19 protein-coding genes are annotated in these 21,368 nt (G+C 63.6%); 10 read left to right on the forward strand and 9 right to left on the reverse strand.

Annotated features, from left to right (window positions below; translation table 11 throughout):
* Positions 1-102: 102 nt before the first annotated feature.
* From glmU to MHM88_RS16985, 3 genes are read left to right on the forward strand one after another with little or no spacing between them, the layout of a single operon-like run.
* Positions 103-1,452, forward strand: a complete 1,350-nt coding sequence (gene glmU, locus MHM88_RS16975) for a bifunctional UDP-N-acetylglucosamine diphosphorylase/glucosamine-1-phosphate N-acetyltransferase GlmU (RefSeq protein WP_239367726.1) — start codon at positions 103-105, stop codon at positions 1,450-1,452.
* A 5-nt stretch (positions 1,453-1,457) separates the two neighbouring features.
* Complete coding sequence (gene glmS, locus MHM88_RS16980; RefSeq protein ID WP_239367728.1) at positions 1,458-3,266, forward strand: glutamine--fructose-6-phosphate transaminase (isomerizing); 1,809 nt, start codon at positions 1,458-1,460, stop codon at positions 3,264-3,266.
* Positions 3,263-3,940: a DNA alkylation repair protein gene (locus MHM88_RS16985; protein WP_239367730.1), complete on the forward strand. Its 678-nt coding sequence runs from the start codon at positions 3,263-3,265 to the stop codon at positions 3,938-3,940. Before glmS ends, MHM88_RS16985 begins: the two co-directional genes overlap by 4 nt.
* Positions 3,941-3,994: 54 nt before the next feature.
* Here the strand turns inward: MHM88_RS16985 and MHM88_RS16990 are convergent, their stop codons facing one another.
* Positions 3,995-4,618: a hypothetical protein gene (locus MHM88_RS16990; protein ID WP_239367732.1), complete on the reverse strand. Its 624-nt coding sequence runs from the start codon at positions 4,616-4,618 to the stop codon at positions 3,995-3,997.
* A 104-nt stretch (positions 4,619-4,722) separates the two neighbouring features.
* Between MHM88_RS16990 and moaA the strand changes: the two genes are divergently transcribed.
* From moaA to MHM88_RS17010, 4 genes are all read left to right on the forward strand, one after another.
* Positions 4,723-5,730 (forward strand): GTP 3',8-cyclase MoaA, encoded by a 1,008-nt coding sequence (gene moaA / locus MHM88_RS16995; RefSeq protein ID WP_239323333.1) that lies wholly within the window; start codon positions 4,723-4,725, stop codon positions 5,728-5,730.
* Positions 5,731-5,741: 11 nt separating this feature from the next.
* Positions 5,742-7,046: a 3-deoxy-D-manno-octulosonic acid transferase gene (locus tag MHM88_RS17000; protein WP_239367734.1), complete on the forward strand. Its 1,305-nt coding sequence runs from the start codon at positions 5,742-5,744 to the stop codon at positions 7,044-7,046.
* A gap of 10 nt (positions 7,047-7,056) precedes the next feature.
* Positions 7,057-8,115 carry a glycosyltransferase family 4 protein gene (locus tag MHM88_RS17005; RefSeq protein WP_239367736.1) on the forward strand — a complete coding sequence of 353 codons (1,059 nt, stop codon included), beginning with the start codon at positions 7,057-7,059 and terminating at the stop codon, positions 8,113-8,115.
* 182 nt (positions 8,116-8,297) lie between these two features.
* Positions 8,298-8,681: a hypothetical protein gene (locus tag MHM88_RS17010; RefSeq protein ID WP_239367738.1), complete on the forward strand. Its 384-nt coding sequence runs from the start codon at positions 8,298-8,300 to the stop codon at positions 8,679-8,681.
* A gap of 177 nt (positions 8,682-8,858) precedes the next feature.
* Here MHM88_RS17010 and MHM88_RS17015 read toward each other — a convergent pair whose 3' ends face one another.
* From MHM88_RS17015 to MHM88_RS17030, 4 genes are all read right to left on the reverse strand, one after another.
* Positions 8,859-10,022 carry a M20 aminoacylase family protein gene (locus tag MHM88_RS17015; RefSeq protein WP_239323329.1) on the reverse strand — a complete coding sequence of 388 codons (1,164 nt, stop codon included), beginning with the start codon at positions 10,020-10,022 and terminating at the stop codon, positions 8,859-8,861.
* Positions 10,023-10,094: 72 nt separating this feature from the next.
* The gene (locus MHM88_RS17020) at positions 10,095-11,261 is read right to left on the reverse strand and encodes a M20 aminoacylase family protein (RefSeq protein WP_239367740.1); all 1,167 of its coding nucleotides are present in this window, start codon (positions 11,259-11,261) and stop codon (positions 10,095-10,097) included.
* 181 nt (positions 11,262-11,442) lie between these two features.
* On the reverse strand, positions 11,443-12,609 hold the full coding sequence (argE, locus tag MHM88_RS17025; RefSeq protein ID WP_239367742.1) for an acetylornithine deacetylase: 1,167 nt from the start codon (positions 12,607-12,609) through the stop codon (positions 11,443-11,445).
* A 3-nt stretch (positions 12,610-12,612) separates the two neighbouring features.
* On the reverse strand, positions 12,613-14,433 hold the full coding sequence (locus MHM88_RS17030; RefSeq protein ID WP_239323326.1) for an ABC transporter ATP-binding protein: 1,821 nt from the start codon (positions 14,431-14,433) through the stop codon (positions 12,613-12,615).
* 368 nt (positions 14,434-14,801) lie between these two features.
* Here MHM88_RS17030 and MHM88_RS17035 point away from each other — a divergent pair, with 368 nt between their 5' ends.
* From MHM88_RS17035 to MHM88_RS17045, 3 genes are all read left to right on the forward strand, one after another.
* A complete protein-coding gene (locus MHM88_RS17035; RefSeq protein ID WP_239323325.1) occupies positions 14,802-16,499 on the forward strand; it encodes a peptide ABC transporter substrate-binding protein in 1,698 nt (565 codons plus the stop codon).
* A gap of 198 nt (positions 16,500-16,697) precedes the next feature.
* The gene (locus MHM88_RS17040) at positions 16,698-17,705 is read left to right on the forward strand and encodes an ABC transporter permease (RefSeq protein ID WP_239323324.1); all 1,008 of its coding nucleotides are present in this window, start codon (positions 16,698-16,700) and stop codon (positions 17,703-17,705) included.
* Complete coding sequence (locus MHM88_RS17045; protein WP_239323323.1) at positions 17,698-18,690, forward strand: ABC transporter permease; 993 nt, start codon at positions 17,698-17,700, stop codon at positions 18,688-18,690. The genes MHM88_RS17040 and MHM88_RS17045 overlap by 8 nt, the downstream gene beginning before the upstream one ends.
* A gap of 170 nt (positions 18,691-18,860) precedes the next feature.
* Here MHM88_RS17045 and MHM88_RS17050 read toward each other — a convergent pair whose 3' ends face one another.
* The 4 genes from MHM88_RS17050 to MHM88_RS17065 form a co-directional block, all read right to left on the reverse strand.
* Positions 18,861-20,141 carry a DUF3422 family protein gene (locus MHM88_RS17050; RefSeq protein ID WP_239367744.1) on the reverse strand — a complete coding sequence of 427 codons (1,281 nt, stop codon included), beginning with the start codon at positions 20,139-20,141 and terminating at the stop codon, positions 18,861-18,863.
* A gap of 103 nt (positions 20,142-20,244) precedes the next feature.
* A complete protein-coding gene (locus tag MHM88_RS17055; RefSeq protein ID WP_239367746.1) occupies positions 20,245-20,622 on the reverse strand; it encodes a carboxymuconolactone decarboxylase family protein in 378 nt (125 codons plus the stop codon).
* On the reverse strand, positions 20,615-20,995 hold the full coding sequence (locus MHM88_RS17060; RefSeq protein ID WP_239323320.1) for a MerR family transcriptional regulator: 381 nt from the start codon (positions 20,993-20,995) through the stop codon (positions 20,615-20,617). The genes MHM88_RS17055 and MHM88_RS17060 overlap by 8 nt, the downstream gene beginning before the upstream one ends.
* 204 nt (positions 20,996-21,199) lie before the next feature.
* Positions 21,200-21,368: NAD(P)(+) transhydrogenase (Re/Si-specific) subunit beta (locus tag MHM88_RS17065; RefSeq protein WP_239367752.1), on the reverse strand; the 169-nt coding region annotated here is incomplete at its 5' end.

The following is a 21,368-nucleotide window of genomic DNA, read 5'->3' on the forward strand; positions in this document are numbered from 1 at the left end:
TCACATATTGCAAGTCGCAACCGAAGTTTATGGTCCAGCACCTTGCACGCCCACTGTTAGCGGATAAAACGGGGGCAACAAGACCCCAAAGGGAAAGACCCCATGAGCACAGCCCTCGTCATCCTCGCCGCAGGCAAAGGCACCAGGATGAATTCCGACCTGCCCAAGGTCCTGCACCCGATCGCCCAGGCCCCGATGCTGGAACATGCCATGCGCGCCGGGCGTGCGCTCGACCCGGATCGCTCGGTGGTCGTGGCTGGGCACAAGGCAGAGTTGGTGAGCGCCGCCACCACCGAAATCGACCCGGATGCAACGGTGGTTCTGCAAGAAGAGCAACTCGGCACCGGTCACGCCGTCCTTCAGGCCCGTGCGGCGCTTGAGGGGTTTCAGGGCGATGTGGTGGTGCTGTATGGCGACACGCCGTTTGTGTCGGCAGACACGTTGGAGCGCATGATTGCCGCCCGCAGCCGCGCTGATCTGGTGATCCTTGGCTTTGAGGCGGCGGATCCCGCACGTTATGGCCGGTTGATCATGGACGGCGAAAGCCTTGAGAAAATCGTGGAGTTCAAGGACGCAAGCGAGGCCGAGCGCGCGATCACCTTCTGCAATTCGGGCCTGATGGCCTGCGATGCGGAGGTCATGTTCCGCCTGCTTGATAAGGTCGGCAATGACAATGCCTCTGGCGAATATTACCTGACCGATCTGGTGGAGCTGGCCCGCACGGACGGGCTTGCGGTGACGGCAGTGACCTGCCCCGAGGACGAGACGCTCGGCATCAATTCCCGCGCCGACCTGGCCACCGCGGATGCGGTCTTTCAGGCCCGCGCACGGGCGGAGCTGTTGGACCTCGGCGTCACGCTGATGGCACCAGAGACGGTCTATCTGGCGTTTGACACCATCGTGGGGCGCGACAGCGTGATCGAACCCAATGTGGTCTTTGGTCCCGGCGTCACCGTTGAGAGCGGCGCATTGATCCGGGCGTTTTCGCATCTTGAAGGCTGTCATGTGTCGCGTGGCGCCAAGATCGGCCCCTACGCCCGCCTGCGCCCCGGCGCGGAACTGGCCGAGGACACCCATGTGGGCAACTTCGTTGAGATCAAAAACGCCGAAATCGCGGCGGGCGCCAAGGTCAACCACCTGAGCTACATCGGCGATGCCTCTGTGGGCGAGGCGACAAATATCGGCGCGGGCACCATCACCTGCAACTATGATGGCGTGATGAAGCACCGCACGGAGATCGGCGCGCGGGCCTTTATCGGCTCCAACACCTGTCTGGTGGCGCCGGTGAAGGTCGGCAATGAGGCGATGACCGCAACCGGCACCATCGTCACCAAGGACGTCGATGACGGGGATCTTGCCATTGCACGCGCCCAGCAGACAAACAAACCCGGCCGCGCGCGCAAACTGATGGATATGCTGCGCGCGAAAAAAGCGGCGAAGGCCAAAGGATAGATTTTATGTGTGGTATTATTGGGGTGCTCGGCACTCATGAGGTTTCGCCCATTCTGGTCGAAGCGCTGAAACGGCTGGAGTATCGCGGCTATGACAGCGCCGGCATTGCCACGGTCAATGACGGGCGGCTGGACCGTCGCCGCGCGGTGGGCAAGCTGGTGAACCTCTCGGATGCTCTGGTGCATGATCCGCTGCGTGGGAAGTCCGGCATCGGCCACACCCGCTGGGCCACCCATGGCGCGCCGACCGTATCCAACGCGCATCCGCATCAGGCAGGCTGCGTGGCAGTGGTTCACAACGGCATCATCGAAAACTTCAAGGACTTGCGTGACGAGCTTGCCGGTCATGGCATCCGCTTTGTCACCGAAACCGATACCGAGACCGTGGCGCTCTTGTGTGAATTCTACATGCGTGACGGCACCTCTGCGACGGAGGCCGCGCGCAAAACCGTGGCGCGCCTGGACGGCGCTTTTGCGCTGGCCTTCCTGTTTGACGGTCAAGAGGATCTGATGGTCGCCGCGCGCAAGGGCTCGCCGCTGGCGGTGGGCCATGGTGATGGCGAAATGTATGTGGGTTCGGACGCGATTGCGCTGGCCCCGCTGACGGATCAGATCACCTATCTCGAAGAGGGCGATTTTGCCGTCCTGACCCGCCAGAGCCTTGAGATCTGGGACGCCAAGGGCAACCTCGCCAACCGCGAGATGCGCCAGATCAAGCTGGAAAACGCCCGTGTCGACAAGGATGGCCACAAGCACTTCATGGCCAAGGAAATCGCCGAACAGCCGGTTGCAGTTGATAAGGCGCTGAAGGCCTATCTGAGCGACAGCGACGAGATCCAGATGCCCGAGGGGCTGGACTTCAGCAAGATCGAGCGCCTGTCTCTGGTCGCCTGCGGTACGGCCTACTACGCCTGTATGGTTGCGAAATACTGGCTGGAAACCATTGCGCGCCTGCCGGTCGAGGTCGATGTGGCCTCCGAATTCCGCTACCGCGAACCGCCCGTCAGCCCCGGCACGCTGGCGCTGTTTGTCTCGCAGTCTGGCGAGACCGCCGACACGCTGGCCGCATTGCGCTACATGGTGGACAAGGCGGATGTCATTGCCGGGCTGGTGAATGTGCCCGAAAGCTCCATTGCGCGGGAAAGCGATGTGGTGCTGCCGATCTACGCAGGCCCGGAAATCTCCGTGGCCTCGACCAAGGCCTTCACCTGCCAGTTGACGGTGCTGTTGATGCTGGCGCTCAAGGCGGCGCAGGATCGCGGTCTGCCCCTGCCCGAGGGCATGCCCGCCGACCTGCGCGCCCTGCCCGGTCTGATCCATCAGTCGCTGGCGTCTGAAGCACAGATCGCTGCGGCATCGCGCGATCTGGCGGGGGCACGCGATATTATCTTCCTTGGGCGCGGTCAGCTTTATCCGCTGGCACTGGAGGGCGCGCTGAAGCTCAAGGAGCTGAGCTATATCCACGCCGAAGGCTATGCCTCGGGCGAGCTGAAACACGGGCCCATCGCATTGATTGATGACAGCGTACCGGTGATCGTGATGGCACCGCGTGATGCGCTGTTTGAAAAGACCATCTCCAACATGCAGGAGGTGATGGCACGCGGCGGGCGTGTGGTGCTGGTGACCGATGCCGATGGCGCGCGCGAAGCCTCTGACGGCACAGCCGAGGTCATCACCATGCCACAGGTGCCCGATGCGCTGGCGCCGATCCTCTATGCCATTCCGGCGCAGCAGATCGCCTATTTCACCGCAATTGCCAAAGGCACGGATGTGGACCAGCCGCGCAACCTCGCCAAATCGGTGACGGTGGAATGACGCCGGACGCGGCGCTGGACGCGCTCCGGGCGCAGGTTGAACCGGGGCGCGCAGATCAGATGATCGCCTATCACAAACAGAGCCGCACGGTTCTGGGTGTCGGCAATGAGGTGCTCAACACGCTGTCGCGTGACTGGCGCGGGCAGCTGGATATTGAGGCGCGCGTGGATCTTGCCGCAGGCCTCTGGGCCAGTGACATCTTTGAAGCGCGCATTCTTGCGGCCAAGCTGCTGACACAGGCCCGGATCAAGCCGGACACGGCGGTCTGGGATCTTGTGCAAACCTGGGTTCCCGATTTCGACAGCTGGGCGATTGCCGACCACGCGGCCTCGGCTATTTCCAAGCGGTTGCAGGCCGACCCGGCGCGGCTGGATGTGGTCGAAGCCTGGACCACATCGGACCATATGTGGAGCCGCCGTGCGGCGCTGGTCTCCACCTTGCCCTGGGCCAAGCTGTCCAATCCAAAACCTGCGGATCTAGCCACGCGCGCGCGCATCCTCGGCTGGGCAGCGACCTATGTGCAAGACCGCGACTGGTTCATCCAGAAGGCTATCGGCTGGTGGCTGCGGGATCTGTCGAAACATGACGCGGACCGCACCCGCGCCTTCCTGGCGGAACATGGCGATCAGATGAAAGCCTTTGCGCGCAAAGAAGCGGCAAGATACCTGACCTGATCCGGGGGCAGACCGGATCCCGGGAGTACCTCGGGAGCAAACTGGGCCCCGGGATCAGACCGGGCCGACCCGGATCTCCACCAGTTCCGTCAGCGGCAGGCCAAGCGCGCGCATGCCGTCGATCGACAAGCGGCTGCCCTGACCGGCGGAACCGGAGATCGGCTCCAGCGTCACCACAACCGATTTGCCGTTCGGCGCGGTCAGGCGGGCATTGCGGCGCGAGGACACCAGCGGTGTTTCCATCCACAACCCATCGCGACCGGGATCACCCAGACCTGCAACGGTGGTTTTCTGGCCAACAAACGACTGCGCCGACGCCACCACGGGCGCGGGCGCGCTGGTTTGCGGTGCGGCAGCCGGTGCCTGCGTCGTCTGCGGCGCTGCTGCGGCGGTGGTCTGCGGCGCGGTCGCAGGGGCGGCCTGCGGGGTCGGCCGAATGGCCTCCTGCGTGGAGGCCGGCGACGACCAGGATTGCCCGCTGGGGGCGGCCAGTTCCTCTGTCTCGACAGACGGCGGCGCATCCGGGGACCGCGGTGTCATCGGCTCCATCTGCACGCCGCTGCCCAGCCCTTGCAGGACCTGCGAATTCAGATGAACGCCACCAAGGGCGTTACAGGCGGAAACGCCACCGGCAACGAGGACGGCAAGCGTCAGATGTTTGAAAGCACGACGAGTCATGCCGCGACCCTAGCCGCAGCGCGGCGAGGATACCAGCAAGAATGCCGCCATCTGATACCGTCTCGCTATTGTCCTGAGCGAATTACCGCCTTACCTATGTCTTTATGACAGCACCTCTTATTGATCCCTTCGCGCGCGCGATCACCTACCTGCGGGTCTCGGTCACCGACCGTTGCGATTTTCGCTGCGTCTACTGCATGTCCGAGAACATGACCTTCCTGCCGAAGAAAGAGCTTCTGACGCTGGAAGAGCTGGACCGCATGTGCTCCACCTTTGTAAATCTCGGGGTCGAGAAGTTGCGCATCACCGGCGGTGAGCCTTTGGTGCGCCGCGACATCATGACCTTTTTCCGGTCGATGACCCGCCATCTGGACAGCGGCGCGCTCAAGGAGCTGACCCTGACCACCAACGGCTCGCAGCTGGAAAAACACGCACAAGCGCTGTTTGATGCGGGTGTGCGGCGGGTCAATGTCTCGCTTGATACGCTGGATGAGAAGAAATTCGCAGATGTCACCCGCTGGGGGCGGCTGCCGCAGGTGCTGCGTGGCATTGATGCGGCGCAGGCTGCGGGCCTCAGGATCAAGATCAACGCGGTCGCGCTCAAAGGCTTTAACGAGGATGAGCTGTTCTCCATGACCGCATGGTGCGCCGAGCGTGGCATTGATCTGACGTGGATCGAAGTGATGCCAATGGGCGATATCGGCAATGAAAGCCGTTTGGGCCAGTATTGGTCGCTGAAGGATGTGCGCAAAGCCTATGAGGCCGGCTATCAGGTCACCGATCTGGCCGAACGCACCGGTGGTCCTGCCCGCTATGTGCGGCTGGAGGAAACCGGCCAGAAGATCGGTTTTATCACGCCGCTCAGCCATAATTTCTGCGAAAGCTGCAACCGGGTGCGCCTCACCTGTACTGGTGAGCTGTACATGTGCCTTGGTCAGGAAGACATGGCCGATCTGCGCGCGCCGCTGCGGGATCATCCCGACACCGAAGCCCCGCTGGAAGAGGCCATTCGCGCCGCCATCAACCTCAAGCCCAAGGGGCATGATTTTGACTACTCCCGCCAGACCGTGGACGGCCAGATGCCGCGCCACATGAGCCACACCGGCGGGTAAGGCCCCATCGCATGACCAATCAATCGCAGGTCCGCCCGACCCTGCTCTATCATCTGTATCGCGGTGCCTCTGCGCTGTTGGCCCCGCTGATGTGGTCCAAGGTCGCGGGCAAGCTGCGCCAGCATGGCGTGCCCGAGCCGCGGGTGCGCGAACGTCAGGGGCATGCCACCCTGCCCCGCCCCGCGGGCCGTCTGGTCTGGTTTCATGCCGCAAGCGTCGGAGAGAGCCTGTCGGTGCTGACGCTGATCCACCGACTTGGCGAGGCGGCGCCGGATCTGGAGTTTCTGATTACATCCGGCACGCCCACCTCGGCCGATCTGATTGCCAAGCGGCTGCCACCCCGCACCCGCCATCAGTTTCCGCCGCTGGATACCGGCGCGGCGGTAGCGCGGTTTCTGGACCATTGGAAACCCGACCTCGGCATTTTTGTCGAAAGCGAGCTATGGCCGCACATGCTGGTGCGCGCACGGGAGGCGGGCGTGCCGCTGGTACTGCTGAATGCGCGCCTGTCGCCGAAATCCGTCGCCAGTTGGACCAAACGCCACGCCACGGCGCGGTTCCTGCTGGATCAGTTCGCACTGATGCTGACGCAGAATGCGCAAACCGCCGTCAACCTGAAGGCCATGGGTGCCGATCCCGCCCGCCTGAAAGAAGGCAGCAACCTCAAGGCGCTCTCCGATCCGCTGCCGGTGGATCAAGACACGCTGACAGAGGTCCGCGACGCCATTGGCCCGCGCCCGGTCTGGGTGGCCTCCTCCACCCATGAGGGCGAAGAGGAGACCGTGTTGGCGGCGCATAAGGCGCTGCTGGTGGATCACCCCGATTTGCTGTTGCTGCTGGCCCCGCGCCATCCCAACCGAGGCGACCAGCTGGAGGCGATGATTGCCGAGGCGGGCCTGACCTCGATCCGGCGCAGCCGCGACGCCCTGCCCCGCACGTCGACGCAGGTGTATCTTGCCGACACGCTGGGCGAGGTCGGCATCTGGTACAGCCTGTGTCCGCTGGTCTTTCTCGGCGGCTCCCTGCGCGACATCGGCGGTCACAACCCGTTTGAGGTGCTGCAGGCCGGCGGCGCGGTGCTGACCGGCCCCGGGGCCTACAACTTTGCCGAATCCTTTGCCGAGCTGATCGAGACCGGCGCAGCCCGGGAAGTGACCAGCGCCGAGACGCTGACCGCGGCTGTGGGGACTTGGCTCGACACGCCCCATGCCCTAGACACGGCGCGCGACCGGGGCCGCGCCTTTCTGGCACGCCAGTCGGATCAGATGCATCACACCGTGGCGGCGCTGCTGGACCTGCTGCCGCCCCAGCCATGAAGGGCGCCCCATGAGCCAGATCGACCTCCGCAAGATCGACGTGATCGCGCCGAATTTCAAGAAACGCTACTCCGGTGTGACCTCCACCGTGATCCGGCTGGTGCCGTTGCAAGCCCGAGAGATCGGCATCTGTGCCGCCACCCCCGACCTGCCACCGGAGGTGCCGCAGGTGAAACCCTCGGCGCTTTGGTCGATGTCGCGCAACGGGCCCTCCGGCGCCCGCGTCTGGCACGCCCGGCGCAATAACGAAATGGTCGCCGGGCTGGCGCTCAAATACCTGCTGGGCAAGAAACTCAAGCTCCTGTTCACCTCCGCCGCGCAACGCCGTCACACCGGGTTCACCCGCTGGCTGATCCGACGCATGGATGCGGTGATCGCCACCTCGGCGAAATCCGCAAGCTATCTGGAGCGCGCGGCGACGGTCATTCGCCACGGGATCGACTGCGATCTGTTCCAGCCGGTCGCGGACCGCGCCGCCCTGCGCCGTGCCCTGGACCTGCCCGAGGACGGCATTCTGGTCGGATGCTTCGGACGTATTCGCCATCAGAAAGGCAATGACCTTTTTGTCAAAGCGATGATCGAAGCCTGCCGCGCCAACCCGCAGGCGCGCGGCCTGATGATGGGGCGCGCAACCGCCGACAATGCCGAGTTTCTGCAAGGTCTGAAGGATGAGGTCGCCGCCGCCGGCCTGTCGGATCGCATCCTGTTTCGCGATGAGGTGCCGGTCGAGGATGTGCCCCGCCATTTCCAGGCGCTGGATCTCTATGTCGCGCCGCAGCGCTGGGAGGGGTTTGGCCTGACCCCGCTCGAAGCGATGGCCTGCGGCGCACCAGCAGTGGCCACACGCGTTGGCGCCTTCGAGGAGCTGGTGGTGCCTGGCGAAACCGGCACCCTGTGCGACATCGAGGATCTCGACAAGATCACCGCGGATATGATCGACCTGATGTCAGACCCGGATCGGCTGCGCCGCATGTCCGCCGCTGCGCACGACCACGTACAGCGGAATTTTCGTCTGGAGGGCGAAGCCGCGGCAATCCTTGCGGTCTATCGCCAGCTCCTTTCGGCCTGACGGAACGCCGTCAAGGCGCTGAACGGCCGCCATTTTCCGGATTCCTTCCGAACCTGAGCCCACGCGATACATAAAATTCTCGGAACCTTTCCTGTCGAACCGCCGTTGTTAGGACAGTCGGTGCCACATGGCGCCTCGTCTATTGACAGATGTCATGCAGAGCCATGACCAGGAGGTTTTTGATGTTCAATAAAGTTTCGCTTGCCGTCGTTACGCTTGGATCGGCCATCGCCCTCACCGTTCCCGCATTTGCCCAATCCGCAAACCCGATGGTCGACAAGGATCTGCGCGTTCTGCGGGTGTCGACCGGCGTCTGCGACAGCGCCAAACAGGAAATGGCCGCCTGGGCGGCGCGCATCGACGGGCACGGGTCCTACGCGGTGCCGGTCTACCCTGCCAACGCGTCGATCGATTGTGCCGAACCGGCCGCCGTGCTGCCGGTGGGTCAGTCCTGGGGGTTTGACGATCAGAAAGCGGCCGACATCGCTGCCATGAGCCAGTGTCAGGCCAATCTGCCCGACGGGTTCCACAGCTGCGCCATCGTTGGCCAGAGTTTCGACAAATAACCAGCACGGAAATAACCAGCACGGGCCGGGGATCGACCACACGCCGATCCGCATCCCGTGACCGTTGCAAAAATCTACACCGCAAAAGGGGGCCGTCTGGCCCCCTTTTTCATCGTTCCATCAACGCAGACGCGCCCCCGCCCCGCAAGGCGAGGGGAGCGGTCGCGCGGGCCGCGATCAGGCCGCCGGCAGGCGTTGCTCGACGATTTCGGCCCACCAGCTGCATCCCGCCGGGATTGCATCATCGGTGAAGTTGTATTTGGGGTGGTGCACCGCGGCGGTGTCGCCGTTGCCCACCAGGATATAGGCCCCGGGGCGCTCTTCCAGCATGAAGGCAAAATCCTCGCCGCCCATGACCAGCGGCGCCTCGTCACACTGACCGGAGACATCACGCGCCACTTTGGCGGCGAATTCGGTCTGTTCCTCGTGGTTCACCATCACTGGATAACCCCGGTGATAGGTCACCTCCGCCGCGCCGCCAAAGGTGGCGGCGATGCCGGAGCAGATCTCGTTGATGCGGGTTTCGGCGAGGTCGCGCAGCTCCTTGGCCATGGTGCGCACGGTGCCCTTGATCTGCACCCGTTCGGGGATCACGTTGAACGCCTTGGAGGAGGTCTCGAACGAGGTCACCGACACCACGATCTGATGCACCGGATCGGCGTTGCGCGCGGCGATGGTTTGCAGGGCAAGTACCGCCTGCGCCGCCATCACGGTCGAATCCACGGTCTCATGCGGTTTTGCGGCGTGGCCGCCCTTGCCGGTGAAGGTGATGTCGAACTGGTCGGTCGCGGCAAAAAACGCGCCCGGGCGGATCGCAAAGCTGCCCACCGGACGGCCCGGCCAGTTGTGCATGCCATAGACCTCCTGGATGCCCCAACGGTCCATCATGCCGTCGTCGCACATTTCCTTGCCGCCGCCGCCGCCTTCTTCGGCGGGCTGGAAGATCACCACCACGGTGCCGTCGAAGTTGCGGGTCTCCGACAGATACTTCGCCGCACCAAGGAGCATCGCGGTATGGCCGTCGTGGCCGCAGGCATGCATGGCGTTTGCGGTCTTGGAGGCATACTCCAGACCGGTTTCCTCGTGGATCGGCAGCGCGTCCATGTCGGCGCGCAGGCCGATGACCTTGCCAGAGGTATCGGATTTGCCCTTGATCACGCCCACGACGCCCGTGCGGCCAATGCCCGTGACCACCTCGTCGCAGCCGAATGCCTTCAGCTTTTCCTCAACCAGCGCACTGGTGCGATGGGTTTCAAACAGGATTTCCGGGTTTTCGTGAATGTCTCGTCGCCATTCAGTGATCTCGGCCTGCAATTCGGCAAAACGGTTCTTGACGGGCATAAGTCTCTCCTAGGTGTTCGGTGAATCCAAGGCCGCGCGCACGGGTTGGCCGGCCTTGGGGTGGGCCTGTGTTCAGGCGATGGGCATCCGGCCTTCGCACAGTTCCACAAACCAGCTGCATCCCAGCGGGATGGCATCGTCATCGAACTGATAGGCCGGATGGTGGCACATGGCGGTGTCGCCATTGCCCAAGAAGATATAGGCGCCGGGCCGGGCTTCAAGCATATAGGCGAAATCCTCCGACGGCATGATCGGCGCGGCATCGGGATCGACGCTCTCGGTCACGGCCTGCGCAGCCTTGACCGCATGGGCGACCTCGGCGGCGGTGTTTTCCGTCACCGGATAGCCCGGCGTCCATGTGACCCTGGCCGTCGCGCCAAAAGCCGAGGCGGTATCCTCGGCGACACGGCGCACGCGCGCCTCGGCCAGCTTGCGGTTCTCCGCATCCAGCGTGCGCACGGTGCCCGTGAGCTTGGCCCGATGGGCGATCACGTTGGAGGCGGTGCTGTCGGTTTCAAAGGTACCGACGGTCAGCACGACGCGGTGGATCGGGTCCACATTGCGCGACACGATCGAGTGCAGCGAGACCACGATCTGCGACGCCACCAGCGTGGTGTCGATGGCATCATGGGGCGCGGCGGCATGGCCGCCCTTGCCGGTGACTTCGATTTCAAACTCATCCGAGGAGGCCAGGAGCCCGCCGACGCGGGTGGCGATATGGCCCACCGGCAGGCCCGGCATATTGTGCAGGCCATAGACCTCCTGCACGCCCCAGCGGTCCATCACGCCATCATCGACCATGGCCTTGCCCCCGGCCCCGCCTTCCTCGGCGGGCTGGAACAACAGCACCACGGAGCCGTCGAAATTGCGCGTCTCAGAGAGGTATTTCGCAGCCCCGAGCAGGATCGCGGTGTGGCCGTCGTGGCCGCAGGCGTGCATCTTGCCCGGCGTCTTGGAGGCATACTCCAGCCCGGTTTCCTCGTGGATGGGCAGCGCGTCCATATCGGCGCGCAGGGCGATCACCTTGCCGGATGCGGTGCTCTTGCCCTTGATGACGCCGACAACGCCGGTCTTGCCGATGCCCGGCACCACCTCGTCACAGCCAAAGGCGGTCAGGCGTTCCTGCACCAGCCCGGCGGTGCGATGCACGTCATACATCAACTCGGGGTGTTCATGGAAATCATGACGCCACGCGGTGATTTCGGGCAGCAACTCGGCAAAGCGATTCCTGAGGGGCATGAGAGACCTTCCTTAACCTGTTAGCGAATGAGTGACGCAAGCCTCGACGGAACGCAAGGGCTGTGGCCGGACGAACCACCACGTGGCCTCCCGGCGCGCCGACGCCACACGGCGTGCCAGCAGGAGTGACGTTGCGTCAGATCGACCGAGGGCCCCGGGCCACCGGCGCGCCCCCGTCAGGTCACTGCCTGAGCCGCGCCACCAGATCGCGCATGAACTGGTGGCCCGCCTCGAATTGCGCCACGGTAATGAACTCATCCGCCTGATGGGCCTGGGCGATATCGCCGGGGCCACAGATCACCGCGGAATAGCCGGCTTCCTGATATTGCCCCGCCTCGGTGCCATAGCTCACCACATGGCTGCCGTTGTCACCGGTCAGGCCGCGCACCAGGCTCTCGGCGGCGCCATCCTCCTCGGGCACCAGCCCCGGAACGTAAAACACCTGCTCGACCTCGATGCGCGTGTCGGGATGCACCGCCTGCATCTCGGCCTCGACTCGGGCAACCTCGGCGCGATAGGCGGCCTCCCACTGGGCCAGCGACTCGCCCGGCACGGCGCGGAAATCCATCCAGAACTGGCACGCGCCCGCGGTGATGTTATGCGCCGTCCCGCCAGACACCATGCCCACGTGACAGGTGGTCCAGGGCGGGGTGAACATCGCGGCCACCTCGGTGGCGGGCTTGGCGCGGTTCTCCGCATTGCGCTGATTGGCCCAGTCGATCAGCCGCGCCCCTTCCATGATGGCGCTGACGCCCTCATGCATGAGCGAGCTGTGCACCTCGTGGCCCACCACCCGCGTGGCAAACCCGGCGCCGCCCTTGTGACCGGTGACGGCCTTCAGCATCGACGGCTCTCCGACGATCACGGCTTCCGCCTTGGGCAGGTGTTTCTGGATCTCGACGATCAGGGGCGGCGCGCCCGTGCAGCCGATTTCCTCGTCAAAGGTATAGGCCAGCTGCAAAGGCCGTTTCAGATCCGCATAATGGCCCTCGACCAGCGCCCAGAGCGCCAGCGCGTCGAACCCCTTCATGTCGGCGCAGCCACGGCCAAAGTATTTGCCGTCGCGCTCCACGACCTCATAGGGGTCAGAGGTCCAGTCCTGCCCCTCCACCGGCACCACATCGGTATGCCCCGACAGCAGCACGCCGCCGTCGATCCTTGGGCCGACATGGGCGTAAAGCCCGGCCTTTTCCGGCTGCTCCGGATCCACCCAGATGTGATGGGCGATACCGTGGCTGTCGAGATACCCCGACACCCAGTCCACCAGCGGGCGATTGGTGTCGCGGCTCACGGTCGGGAACGCCACCAAACGCGCCATGATCTCCAGCGGGGTCAGACGGTCGGCCATGCCTCAGTACCCAGAATCGGTCATCAGCACAAAATGGCCCGGCTCCACCTCCACGTAGTCCGAAGGTTCGGGCGTGTAGCTCATGTCGTGGATCGGCGACGGGATCGGCTTGAAGTTCAGATCCTTCTCGCTCTTGCGCTGGTTGGGGTCGGCGATCGGCACCGCTTTCATCAGCGCCTGCGTATAGGCATGGGCGGGGTTTTCGAACACCCGCGCCCGCGGGCCGATTTCAACCAGACGCCCCAGATACATCACGCCGACCTGATGGCTGACGCGCTCCACCACCGCCATGTCATGGCTGATGAACAGGAACGACAGCTCCAGATCCGCCTGCAATTCCATCATCAGGTTCAGAACCTGCGCCTGCACCGACACGTCCAGCGCCGAGACGGCCTCATCCGCGACGATCAATTTCGGGTTCAGCGCGAGGGCGCGGGCGATCGCGATCCGCTGACGCTGACCACCGGACATCTCGTGCGGGAAGCGACGCATGAAGCTGCGCGGCAGATGCACGCGATCAAACAGGGCCGCCACCCGGTCCTGAATTTCAGAGCCGGAGGCGATGTTGTAGTTTTTCATCGGCTCCGCCACCTGATCCATCAGCTGCATCTGCGGATTGAGCGAGGCAAAGGGATCCTGAAAGATCATCTGCATATCCAGGCGCGCCTTGTGCAGATCCCTCTGGTTGAGGCCGAGGACATCGCGGCCCTCGAACTCGATCTTGCCGGAGGTGGGCTCCACCAACCGCAGGAGCGACCGACCACAGGTGGATTTGCCACAGCCCGATTCCCCCACTAGGCTCAGGGTCTGACCCTTGAACACCTTGAACGACACATCCTCGACCGCATGCACCTGCGCCACGGTACGGCGCAGCAGCCCGCCCTTAACCGGAAAGCGGGTGACGAGGTTTTCCACGTTCAACAGCACCTCATCGGTGCCCTTGATCGGCTTGATCTCGGCCTGTTCGACCCCCATCAGCTTCATCGGCTCCGGGTAGTCCTTGCCGCGCATCTCGCCGAGTTTTGGAACCGCCGCCAGCAGCGCCTTGGTATAGTCGTGCTGCGGGTTCTCAAAGATCTCGTGGACGGTGCCCTCTTCGACCTTGTTGCCGCGATACATGACCACCACGCGGTCGGCCATCTGCGCCACCACCGCCATATCGTGGGTGATGAACATCACCGCGGTGCCGGTTTCACGCTTCAGACGATCCATCAGCGCAAGGATTTCGGCCTGGATGGTCACATCGAGCGCGGTTGTGGGCTCATCCGCAATCAGCAGGCGCGGCTCGCAGGCCATGGCCATGGCGATCACCACCCGCTGGCGCATGCCGCCAGACAGTTCATGCGGATATTGCTTCATCCGCCGCTCGGCCTCGGGGATGCGGACCTCGCGCAGAATCTCGATGGCGCGGGCTTCTGCCTCTTTTTTGGTCATGCCCTTGTGGATTCGCAGACCTTCGGTCAATTGGCGGCCCACGGTGAACACCGGATTGAGCGCGGTCATCGGTTCCTGGAAAATCATCCCGATCTGATTTCCGCGAATCTGCTTCATCAGATCGCTCTCGGCCTTGGCCAGATCGATGGGCTTGTCGTCGCCCGGATCGAACATCAATTCGCCACCCGCAATGGTGCCACCGCCGTATTCGACCAGACGCATCAACGAGAGCGAGGAGACAGATTTGCCCGATCCGGACTCTCCCACGATGCACAATGTTTCACCGGCCGTAACGTCAAACGAAACATTCTCAACCCCGACCACCGGGCCGTCCTTGGTTTCGAACTCGACCCGGAGGCCTTTGATCTGAGCAATGGGCTGGTCCAACATCCACGTATCCTGTCTGTTTTTTGGCGGCACCGGAGCAGTACCTGTTGGGGCGCGATCTAAGCCGATGCAACCGGTAGCGTCAAACCCCCGCACGGATTTCCTGTTACGCAGGTCTTGCATTTTCTGAAAACTCTGTTTCGATACCGGCAGTGAACGCCAAAGGCGACAGGGGGTTATGAAAACAGGTCCGGCACAACGGACCGCAGATCCGGAGCTTCGGCTTTCGGGCTTTCCTGACATCCATACGTCCGCGGTGGACGCACATTCCAAACTGCGTCGCGCAAGATCTGCGCGGGCACGGGATGCGCCGTTAACAGGCGTAACCTGCACAACAAAAACACTATGTCGGTTCCGACAAGGAGAGTGCAATGACATTGAAAACCCTTCTGCTGGGGGCTGTGGCATCCGCCGCCTTCGCCCCGGCTGCCTTTGCCGAGCGTGGCTCGGACGGCCAGGTCAACATCATCTATTGGCAAGCCCCGTCCATCATGAACCCGTTCCTGTCCGGCGGCACCAAGGACGTGGAAGCGGCCTCGCTCGTGATCGAGCCGCTGGCGCGCTACAACGCCTCTGGCGAGATGGTGCCGTGGCTGGTCGAAGAGGTCCCCACCGTCGAGAATGGCGGCGTGAGCGAAGACCTGACCCAGATCACCTGGAAGCTGAAGCCCGGGATCAAATGGTCCGACGGCTCCGATCTTACCTCTGCCGATGTGAAATTCACCTATGACTACTGCACCCACCCCGAGGGCGGCTGCGCGCAGGTGACCAAGTTCGAAGGCGTGACCTCCGTTGAAACCCCGGACGACAGCACCATCGTCGTGACTTTCGAAGAGGCAACGCCCTTCCCCTACGGTCCCTTCGTCGGTGGCGAAAGCCCGATCATCCAGGCGGCCCAGTTCGCGGACTGTCTCGGCGCCAAGGCCCCGGAATGTACCGAAGCGAACTTCAGCCCGATCGGCACCGGCCCCTTCGTGGTCGACGAGTTCAAGCCGAACGACGTGATCACCCTCTCCGCGAACCCGAACTATCGTGACCCGGCAAAGCCCGCCTTTGCAAAGGTCCTGTTCAAAGGTGGCGGCGATGCGACCGCAGCCGGCCGTGCCGTGATGGAAACCGGCGAGTTCGACTATGCCTGGAACCTGCAGCTGGCACCTGATGTCATCTCGCAGATGGAAGCCGGCGGCAAAGGCAAGGCCGTTGCGGGCTTTGGTCCGCTGCTGGAGCGCATCATGCTCAACAACACCAACCCCTCTCCGGATCTCGGCCCGGAAGAGCGTTCGGTGATCCGTCCGCACCCGTTCCTGTCCGACCCGGCGGTCTACAAGGCGATGTCCATGGCCATCGACCGTCCGCTGCTGGTGGAAATCGGCTACGGCAAGGCCGGTCGTGTGTCCTGCTCCTGGGTTCCGGCCCCCGAAGCCTTTGCGATCAACCCCGAAGGCTGTGACACTCAGGACATCGCCGGTGCAAACGCCCTGCTCGACCAGGCAGGTATCGTTGACACCGACGGCGACGGCATCCGCGAAAAAGACGGTGTTCCGCTGAAGATCCTCTACCAGACCTCGACCAACGCCGTCCGTCAGGACTTCCAGGCGCTGATCAAACAGTGGTGGAGCGAGATCGGCATCGAAACCGAACTGCGCAACATCAACTCCTCCGTGTTCTTCGGCGGCGACCCGGGCTCCCCGGACACCTTCCAGAAGTTCTATGCGGACGTTGAAATGTACGCCAACACCTTCAATGGCACCGACCCGCAGTCCTACTTCGGCAACGGCCTGTGCGACAAGGCACCGACTCCGGCGTCCCAGTGGCAGGGTGAGAACATCTCCCGCTTCTGCGACGAAGAATTCGACGCCCTGCACAAGGAGCTGACCCAGACCGCCGACATGGCAAAGCGGATCGAGATCGGTCAGAAGCTGAACACCATCGTGTTCGAAAAAGGCGGCATGATCCCGCTGGTGCACCGTGGCCGTCTGTCTGCACATTCCAACACCCTCGGCGGTGTTGACCTGAACGTGTGGGACAGCGAGCTGTGGAACGCAGCAGACTGGTACCGCGCCGAATAAGCGCTCATCCGCAGTCAACAGGGCCCCGGACATCGTACCGGGGCCCACTGGTTTTCGCGTTACCGTTTCTCAACCCAATCCGGCATTGTTGTCACGTCGGAGTTGACTTAAGAGACCCGGCATGACGCGCACCCCGCCCCGCTGGGGCAAGGCAGACGCGGACCTCTCGACAAACTCAATTGCAAAGGCGCCCGGCTGATGCTGACTTTTACCATCCGACGGCTGATCCTCGCAGTGCCGACGCTGCTGTTCATCAGTCTCGTGATCTTCCTGCTCCTGGAACTCGCCCCCGGCGATCCGATGGCGCAGGTTCCCCTGACCGTTCCCCCCGAAGTGAAAGAGAAGATGCGCATCGCCCTCGGCCTTGGCGAGCCCGTCCACATCCGGTTCTGGAAGTGGATCGTGCAGTTCTTCTGGATCGAACCGCAGGTTCTGGTCGATCATATCTTCGGCACGTCCTTTTCCGCAGGTGACCTGCGTGTGATCTCCTGGCAGACCCGCTCGCCGGTGATGGACATCGTCGTGCAGCGCCTGCCGCAGACCCTCTGGGTGGTGGGCACCGCCTATATCGTCGCGATCCTGATCGCGCTGCCGATCGGCATCTATTCCGCCTATCGCCAGTACAGCTGGTTCGACCAGCTCGGCACCTTTGTGTCGATGGTGGGCTTTTCCGTGCCGCCGTTCTTTTCCGGCGTGCTGGTGATCGTGATCTTCTCGGTGCAGCTGGGCTGGTTCCCGTCGATCTATGACACCACGCTGGAGGTCACCAGCTGGGAGACCTTCGTGAAGCAGCTGCAGCAGATGGTGATGCCGGTGATGGTGCTCGCGCTGCAGATCACCGCACAGCTCAGCCGCTTCATGCGCGCCTCGATGCTCGACAACCTCAACCAGGATTACGTGCGCACCGCGCGGGCCAAGGGTCTGGGCGAGTATGTCGTGGTCATGGTGCATGTGCTGCGCAACTCCATGATCCCGGTCGTGACCGTGATCGCTCTGGGGATTCCCGCGATCTTTGGCGGCGCCATCATCACCGAACAGGTGTTCAAGGTGAACGGCATCGGCCAGCTGCTGATCGGCGCCATCCAGGCCAACGACCTGCCCATGGTGCAAACCCTGACCTTCATCTTTGCCGTGCTCATCGTGCTGTTCAACCTGATCGCCGATGTGCTCTATGGCATTCTCGACCCGAGGATCCGCTATGACTGACGCTGCAAAAGACAAGACCCTGCAGCATTCCAGCGTGCAGGAGGAGCTTTCGACCCCGCCGCGCAGCCAATGGCGCGACATCTGGGACCAGTTCAAATCCCACCGCGGGGCGCTGTTTGGCGGCTGCCTGTTCCTGCTCATCGTGCTCGGTGTTGTGGTGGGCCCGTTCGTCTACTGGAACGATGCGAAATTCGTGCCCACGGGCCGCGACTTCATCACCCTGCGCGACATGCGCCCGATCTATCACGCGCTGTGGGACCCCTCGGCCAAGATGGACTGGGCCTATCCGCTGGGCACCGACAACCTCGGTCGTGACACGCTGGCGCGGCTGATGTTCGGCGGTCGCGTCTCGCTGGCGGTGGGCATGGCGGCGATGATCCTGGCGCTGATCCTCGGCAGCCTGATCGGGGTGCTGGCTGGTTACTTCAAAAAGCTCGACGGCCTCCTGATGCGGTTGACCGACCTGTTCCTCGCCCTGCCCCTGTTGCCGATGATCCTGGTGGCGGCGGTGCTGTTCCGCGAGAGCCTGTCGCAATCCATTGGCCCCGAAGGTGGCATCTTCGTGCTCATCGTCTGCCTGATCGGGATCACCTCCTGGATGCCGACCGCACGGATCGTGCGCGGCGATGTGCTGGCGATCAAGGAACGCGAGTTCGTGCTCGCGGCGCGCTCCATCGGCACCAAGCCGGGCAATATCATCGCGCGCCACATCCTGCCGAACGTGCTGTCACCGATCATGGTCTCGGCCACGCTCGGGATCGCCACCGCGATCATCACCGAGTCGGCGCTGTCGTTCCTCGGCTTTGGCTTCCCGCCGGATTTCCCGACCTGGGGCCGGCTGCTGAATGATGCGGTGGACCGAATGACCCTGTTCCCGGAGCGTGTGGTCTGGCCTGGTATCCTGATCTCGCTGACGGTGCTGTCGGTGAACTATCTCGGCGATGGCCTGCGCGATGCATTGGACCCACGCATTCGGGGCCGCTGAGGCCACAACTCAAGTAGAAAAGGCCGCCCGATGAGGCGGCCTTTTTTAATGTAATAGGGCAGCGCCCGAGCCTGGGTGGGGGCAAAGCGCCCTCCCGGGGGGAGGGTCGGGCGCTGTCCGGCCTCTCGGCCGAACAAGGCTGTTCTATTGGCTCTCCACGCTCCCGCCGATCAGTGCAGGCTCTTGCGAATGCGGCGCACCGCCAGGAACACCGCACCAATCACCAGCGGCGTCAGGATCGCTGTCAGCATGCCCTTGCTGAGATCCAGCGCCTTGCCCAGCGGATAGAGTGCGTAGGCCGCAAGCGACACCGCGTAATAGCTGATCGCCACCACCGACAGCCCCTCGACCGTATGCTGCAAGCGCAATTGCAGATCCGCGCGCCGGTCCATGCTCTCCAGCAGAGCCTGGTTCTGCGCCGAGCGTTCCACATCGACCCGGGTCCGCAGCAGCTCCCCTGCCCGCCGCGCCCTGTCGGCCAGCACCGCCAGCCGTTTCTCGCTGGACTGCACCGTGCGCATCGCGGGTTCGAACCGGCGCAGCATGAATTCCGCCATGGTCTGAAACCCCTCGAACCGCTGTTCGCGCAACAGGGCGATGCGCTGATTGACCAGCGCCTCATAGGCCCCCGTTGCCCCGAACCGGAACGCCGATTGCGCCGCCATCGCCTCCAGCTCCGCCGAGATCGTCAGGAGCTGGGACAAGGTCTGCTCCGCCGGCACATGGCCACGGGTCATCTCGCCCATCATCTCCGACAGGGAGGCATCCATGGCGCTGATCGTCGGCGTAAGCCCCCGCGCCCGCGAGAACCCGAGCATCGACATGGCGCGATAGGTCTCGATCTCGCAGATCCGCTGCACCACGCGTCCGACCCGCTGCGGGCCGGTCTCGGCATTGATGAAAAGCGCAAAGCGCGCATGGCCCGCCGGGTCAATGCGGAAATCGCCCGCCACCACCGCGTTGTCATCCAGAACCGAGGCCATGGCGAGGCTTTCGGGCACAAACCAGTCGTGCACTTTCTTCTTGATCTGCTCCTGCGGCGGGCGCGGCACGATGCGGATCAGCGCCGAGGTCACCCGCTGCCCCGGGGCCTGCGCCAGCCAATCGGGCGGGAACAGGTCGAAATCCTGCGGATCAAAGGCGCGGTCGCTGACGCCCTCCCCGTGCAGCGTGTAGGACACAAACTCCGTGTGTTGCTCCCATTTGAGCGTATGGCGCCCCAGCTGCGCCGTATGATGCGTCGCCCCCGGCTGCGGATGCGGGGCCCCGTGACGATCCAGCAGATCCTTCAGATGCTGAAGATCCGCCATCCGGTCCCGGTGCACCGCTTCCTTGGGCTGTTTCACCGCCAGATAGGCCACGGTGGCGGGCACCGGGATGGTCGGAAACGGGCGCGCATGCAGCTCATTGGCAAGCTGGTAGCGCAGCGGGTGATCTTCTATTGCAGCCATGGCAACCTTCCGGAACGAGTTTCCAGACCCTAGTCAGGATCACCGCCCTTTGTAAAGTTTTTCATGGCATTCAATGACTTAGCGGGATGCAACGGTATACAGATCAGGCGGCCTCGGCCTCGAACACCTCGATTGCGGCATTCAGCCCGTTGATTGCGGCGGGCATGCCGCCATAAACGGCCATCTGCCAGATCACCTCCAGGATCTCCTGCTGGCTGGCGCCGGTGGCCAGGGTATGGCGGATATTGACCTTGAGCTGCGGTCCGGTCTGTCCCCCCAGCGCCGTCAGGGCCGCCACGGTACAGAGCTGCCGGGTCTTGTGATCGAGCCCGGAGCGTGCGTAGTGGCGGCCATAGGCCCATTCCACCAGGCTCTCTGCCATGTCGGGCACATGGGCGTCGTAGGTCTCCGCCAGCGCCGCCTCCAACCCCGGGTTCATATCGGCCAAGAGGGCGCGGCCCTGCTCCAATGCGTCAGACATCTGTACTCTCCTGTGTCAGCTTGTGTTCCATGTCCCGATAAAGCGCGACCTTGCGATCCATCAGCGCCAGTGTTTCCTCCAGCGCCTGCATCTGGGCCTGCATATGGCTGCGGTGCGCTTCCAGCATGCGGCGGCGCTCCGGCACCGTGGCCGCGCCTTCGGCCCGCAGGCGGGCATAGCGCACCCGGTCGGCCTGCTTCATGCCGGTGGCGTTGAGCTGCGCCAGAAAGCGGATCCAGCCCAGCACCTCCTCCGGGTAGTCGCGCCGCCCGGCCCCGTCGCGCGGCGGTGGCTCGATCAGGCCGATCTTTTCGTAAAAGCGCAGCGTGTCGATGCTGAGGCCGGTCTTCGCGGCCACCTGCGATATCCGCATGGGCGCTCTCCCTGTTGTGGTGATGAGTCGCGGGCAGCTTAGGTGCTGGAGTGCACTCCAGCACAAGCGGTTTCTTCTGGCTGGGCGATTGGGGGCTCTGCCCCCGGCCCGAACGGGCCTCCCCCGAGATATTTATGGAAAAGATGAAAGCAAAAAGGGCGCCCCGTTCGGAGCGCCCCCTGTGTCGTGTCAGCTCTGCCGCCCTCAGTCGATGAGGTTGAGGAGCGTGCTGAGGGACTGTTTTGCGTCGCCGTAGAACATGCGGGTGTTGTCCTTGAAGAACAGCGGGTTCTCGATGCCGGAATAGCCGGTGCCCTGACCGCGTTTGGAGACGAACACCTGTTTCGCCTTCCAGCACTCCAGAACCGGCATG

It is taken from the genome of Epibacterium sp. MM17-32, from assembly GCF_022348205.1.
Classification (GTDB): Bacteria; Pseudomonadota; Alphaproteobacteria; order Rhodobacterales; family Rhodobacteraceae; genus Epibacterium.

Excerpts from the sequence above, each read along its gene's own strand:
- MHM88_RS16990 (WP_239367732.1), bottom strand. The coding sequence starts at position 4,618 with ATGACTCGTCGTGCTTTCAAACATCTGACGCTTGCCGTCCTCGTTGCC.
- MHM88_RS17030 (WP_239323326.1), bottom strand. The coding sequence starts at position 14,433 with ATGTTGGACCAGCCCATTGCTCAGATCAAAGGCCTCCGGGTCGAGTTC.
- MHM88_RS17045 (WP_239323323.1), top strand. The coding sequence starts at position 17,698 with ATGACTGACGCTGCAAAAGACAAGACCCTGCAGCATTCCAGCGTGCAG.
- MHM88_RS17055 (WP_239367746.1), bottom strand. The coding sequence starts at position 20,622 with ATGTCTGACGCATTGGAGCAGGGCCGCGCCCTCTTGGCCGATATGAAC.
- MHM88_RS17040 (WP_239323324.1), top strand. The coding sequence starts at position 16,698 with ATGCTGACTTTTACCATCCGACGGCTGATCCTCGCAGTGCCGACGCTG.
- MHM88_RS17035 (WP_239323325.1), top strand. The coding sequence starts at position 14,802 with ATGACATTGAAAACCCTTCTGCTGGGGGCTGTGGCATCCGCCGCCTTC.
- glmS (WP_239367728.1), top strand. The coding sequence starts at position 1,458 with ATGTGTGGTATTATTGGGGTGCTCGGCACTCATGAGGTTTCGCCCATT.
- MHM88_RS17005 (WP_239367736.1), top strand. The coding sequence starts at position 7,057 with ATGAGCCAGATCGACCTCCGCAAGATCGACGTGATCGCGCCGAATTTC.
- MHM88_RS17050 (WP_239367744.1), bottom strand. The coding sequence starts at position 20,141 with ATGGCTGCAATAGAAGATCACCCGCTGCGCTACCAGCTTGCCAATGAG.
- argE (WP_239367742.1), bottom strand. The coding sequence starts at position 12,609 with ATGGCCGACCGTCTGACCCCGCTGGAGATCATGGCGCGTTTGGTGGCG.
- MHM88_RS17000 (WP_239367734.1), top strand. The coding sequence starts at position 5,742 with ATGACCAATCAATCGCAGGTCCGCCCGACCCTGCTCTATCATCTGTAT.
- MHM88_RS16985 (WP_239367730.1), top strand. The coding sequence starts at position 3,263 with ATGACGCCGGACGCGGCGCTGGACGCGCTCCGGGCGCAGGTTGAACCG.
- moaA (WP_239323333.1), top strand. The coding sequence starts at position 4,723 with ATGACAGCACCTCTTATTGATCCCTTCGCGCGCGCGATCACCTACCTG.
- MHM88_RS17010 (WP_239367738.1), top strand. The coding sequence starts at position 8,298 with ATGTTCAATAAAGTTTCGCTTGCCGTCGTTACGCTTGGATCGGCCATC.
- glmU (WP_239367726.1), top strand. The coding sequence starts at position 103 with ATGAGCACAGCCCTCGTCATCCTCGCCGCAGGCAAAGGCACCAGGATG.
- MHM88_RS17015 (WP_239323329.1), bottom strand. The coding sequence starts at position 10,022 with ATGCCCGTCAAGAACCGTTTTGCCGAATTGCAGGCCGAGATCACTGAA.
- MHM88_RS17020 (WP_239367740.1), bottom strand. The coding sequence starts at position 11,261 with ATGCCCCTCAGGAATCGCTTTGCCGAGTTGCTGCCCGAAATCACCGCG.
- MHM88_RS17060 (WP_239323320.1), bottom strand. The coding sequence starts at position 20,995 with ATGCGGATATCGCAGGTGGCCGCGAAGACCGGCCTCAGCATCGACACG.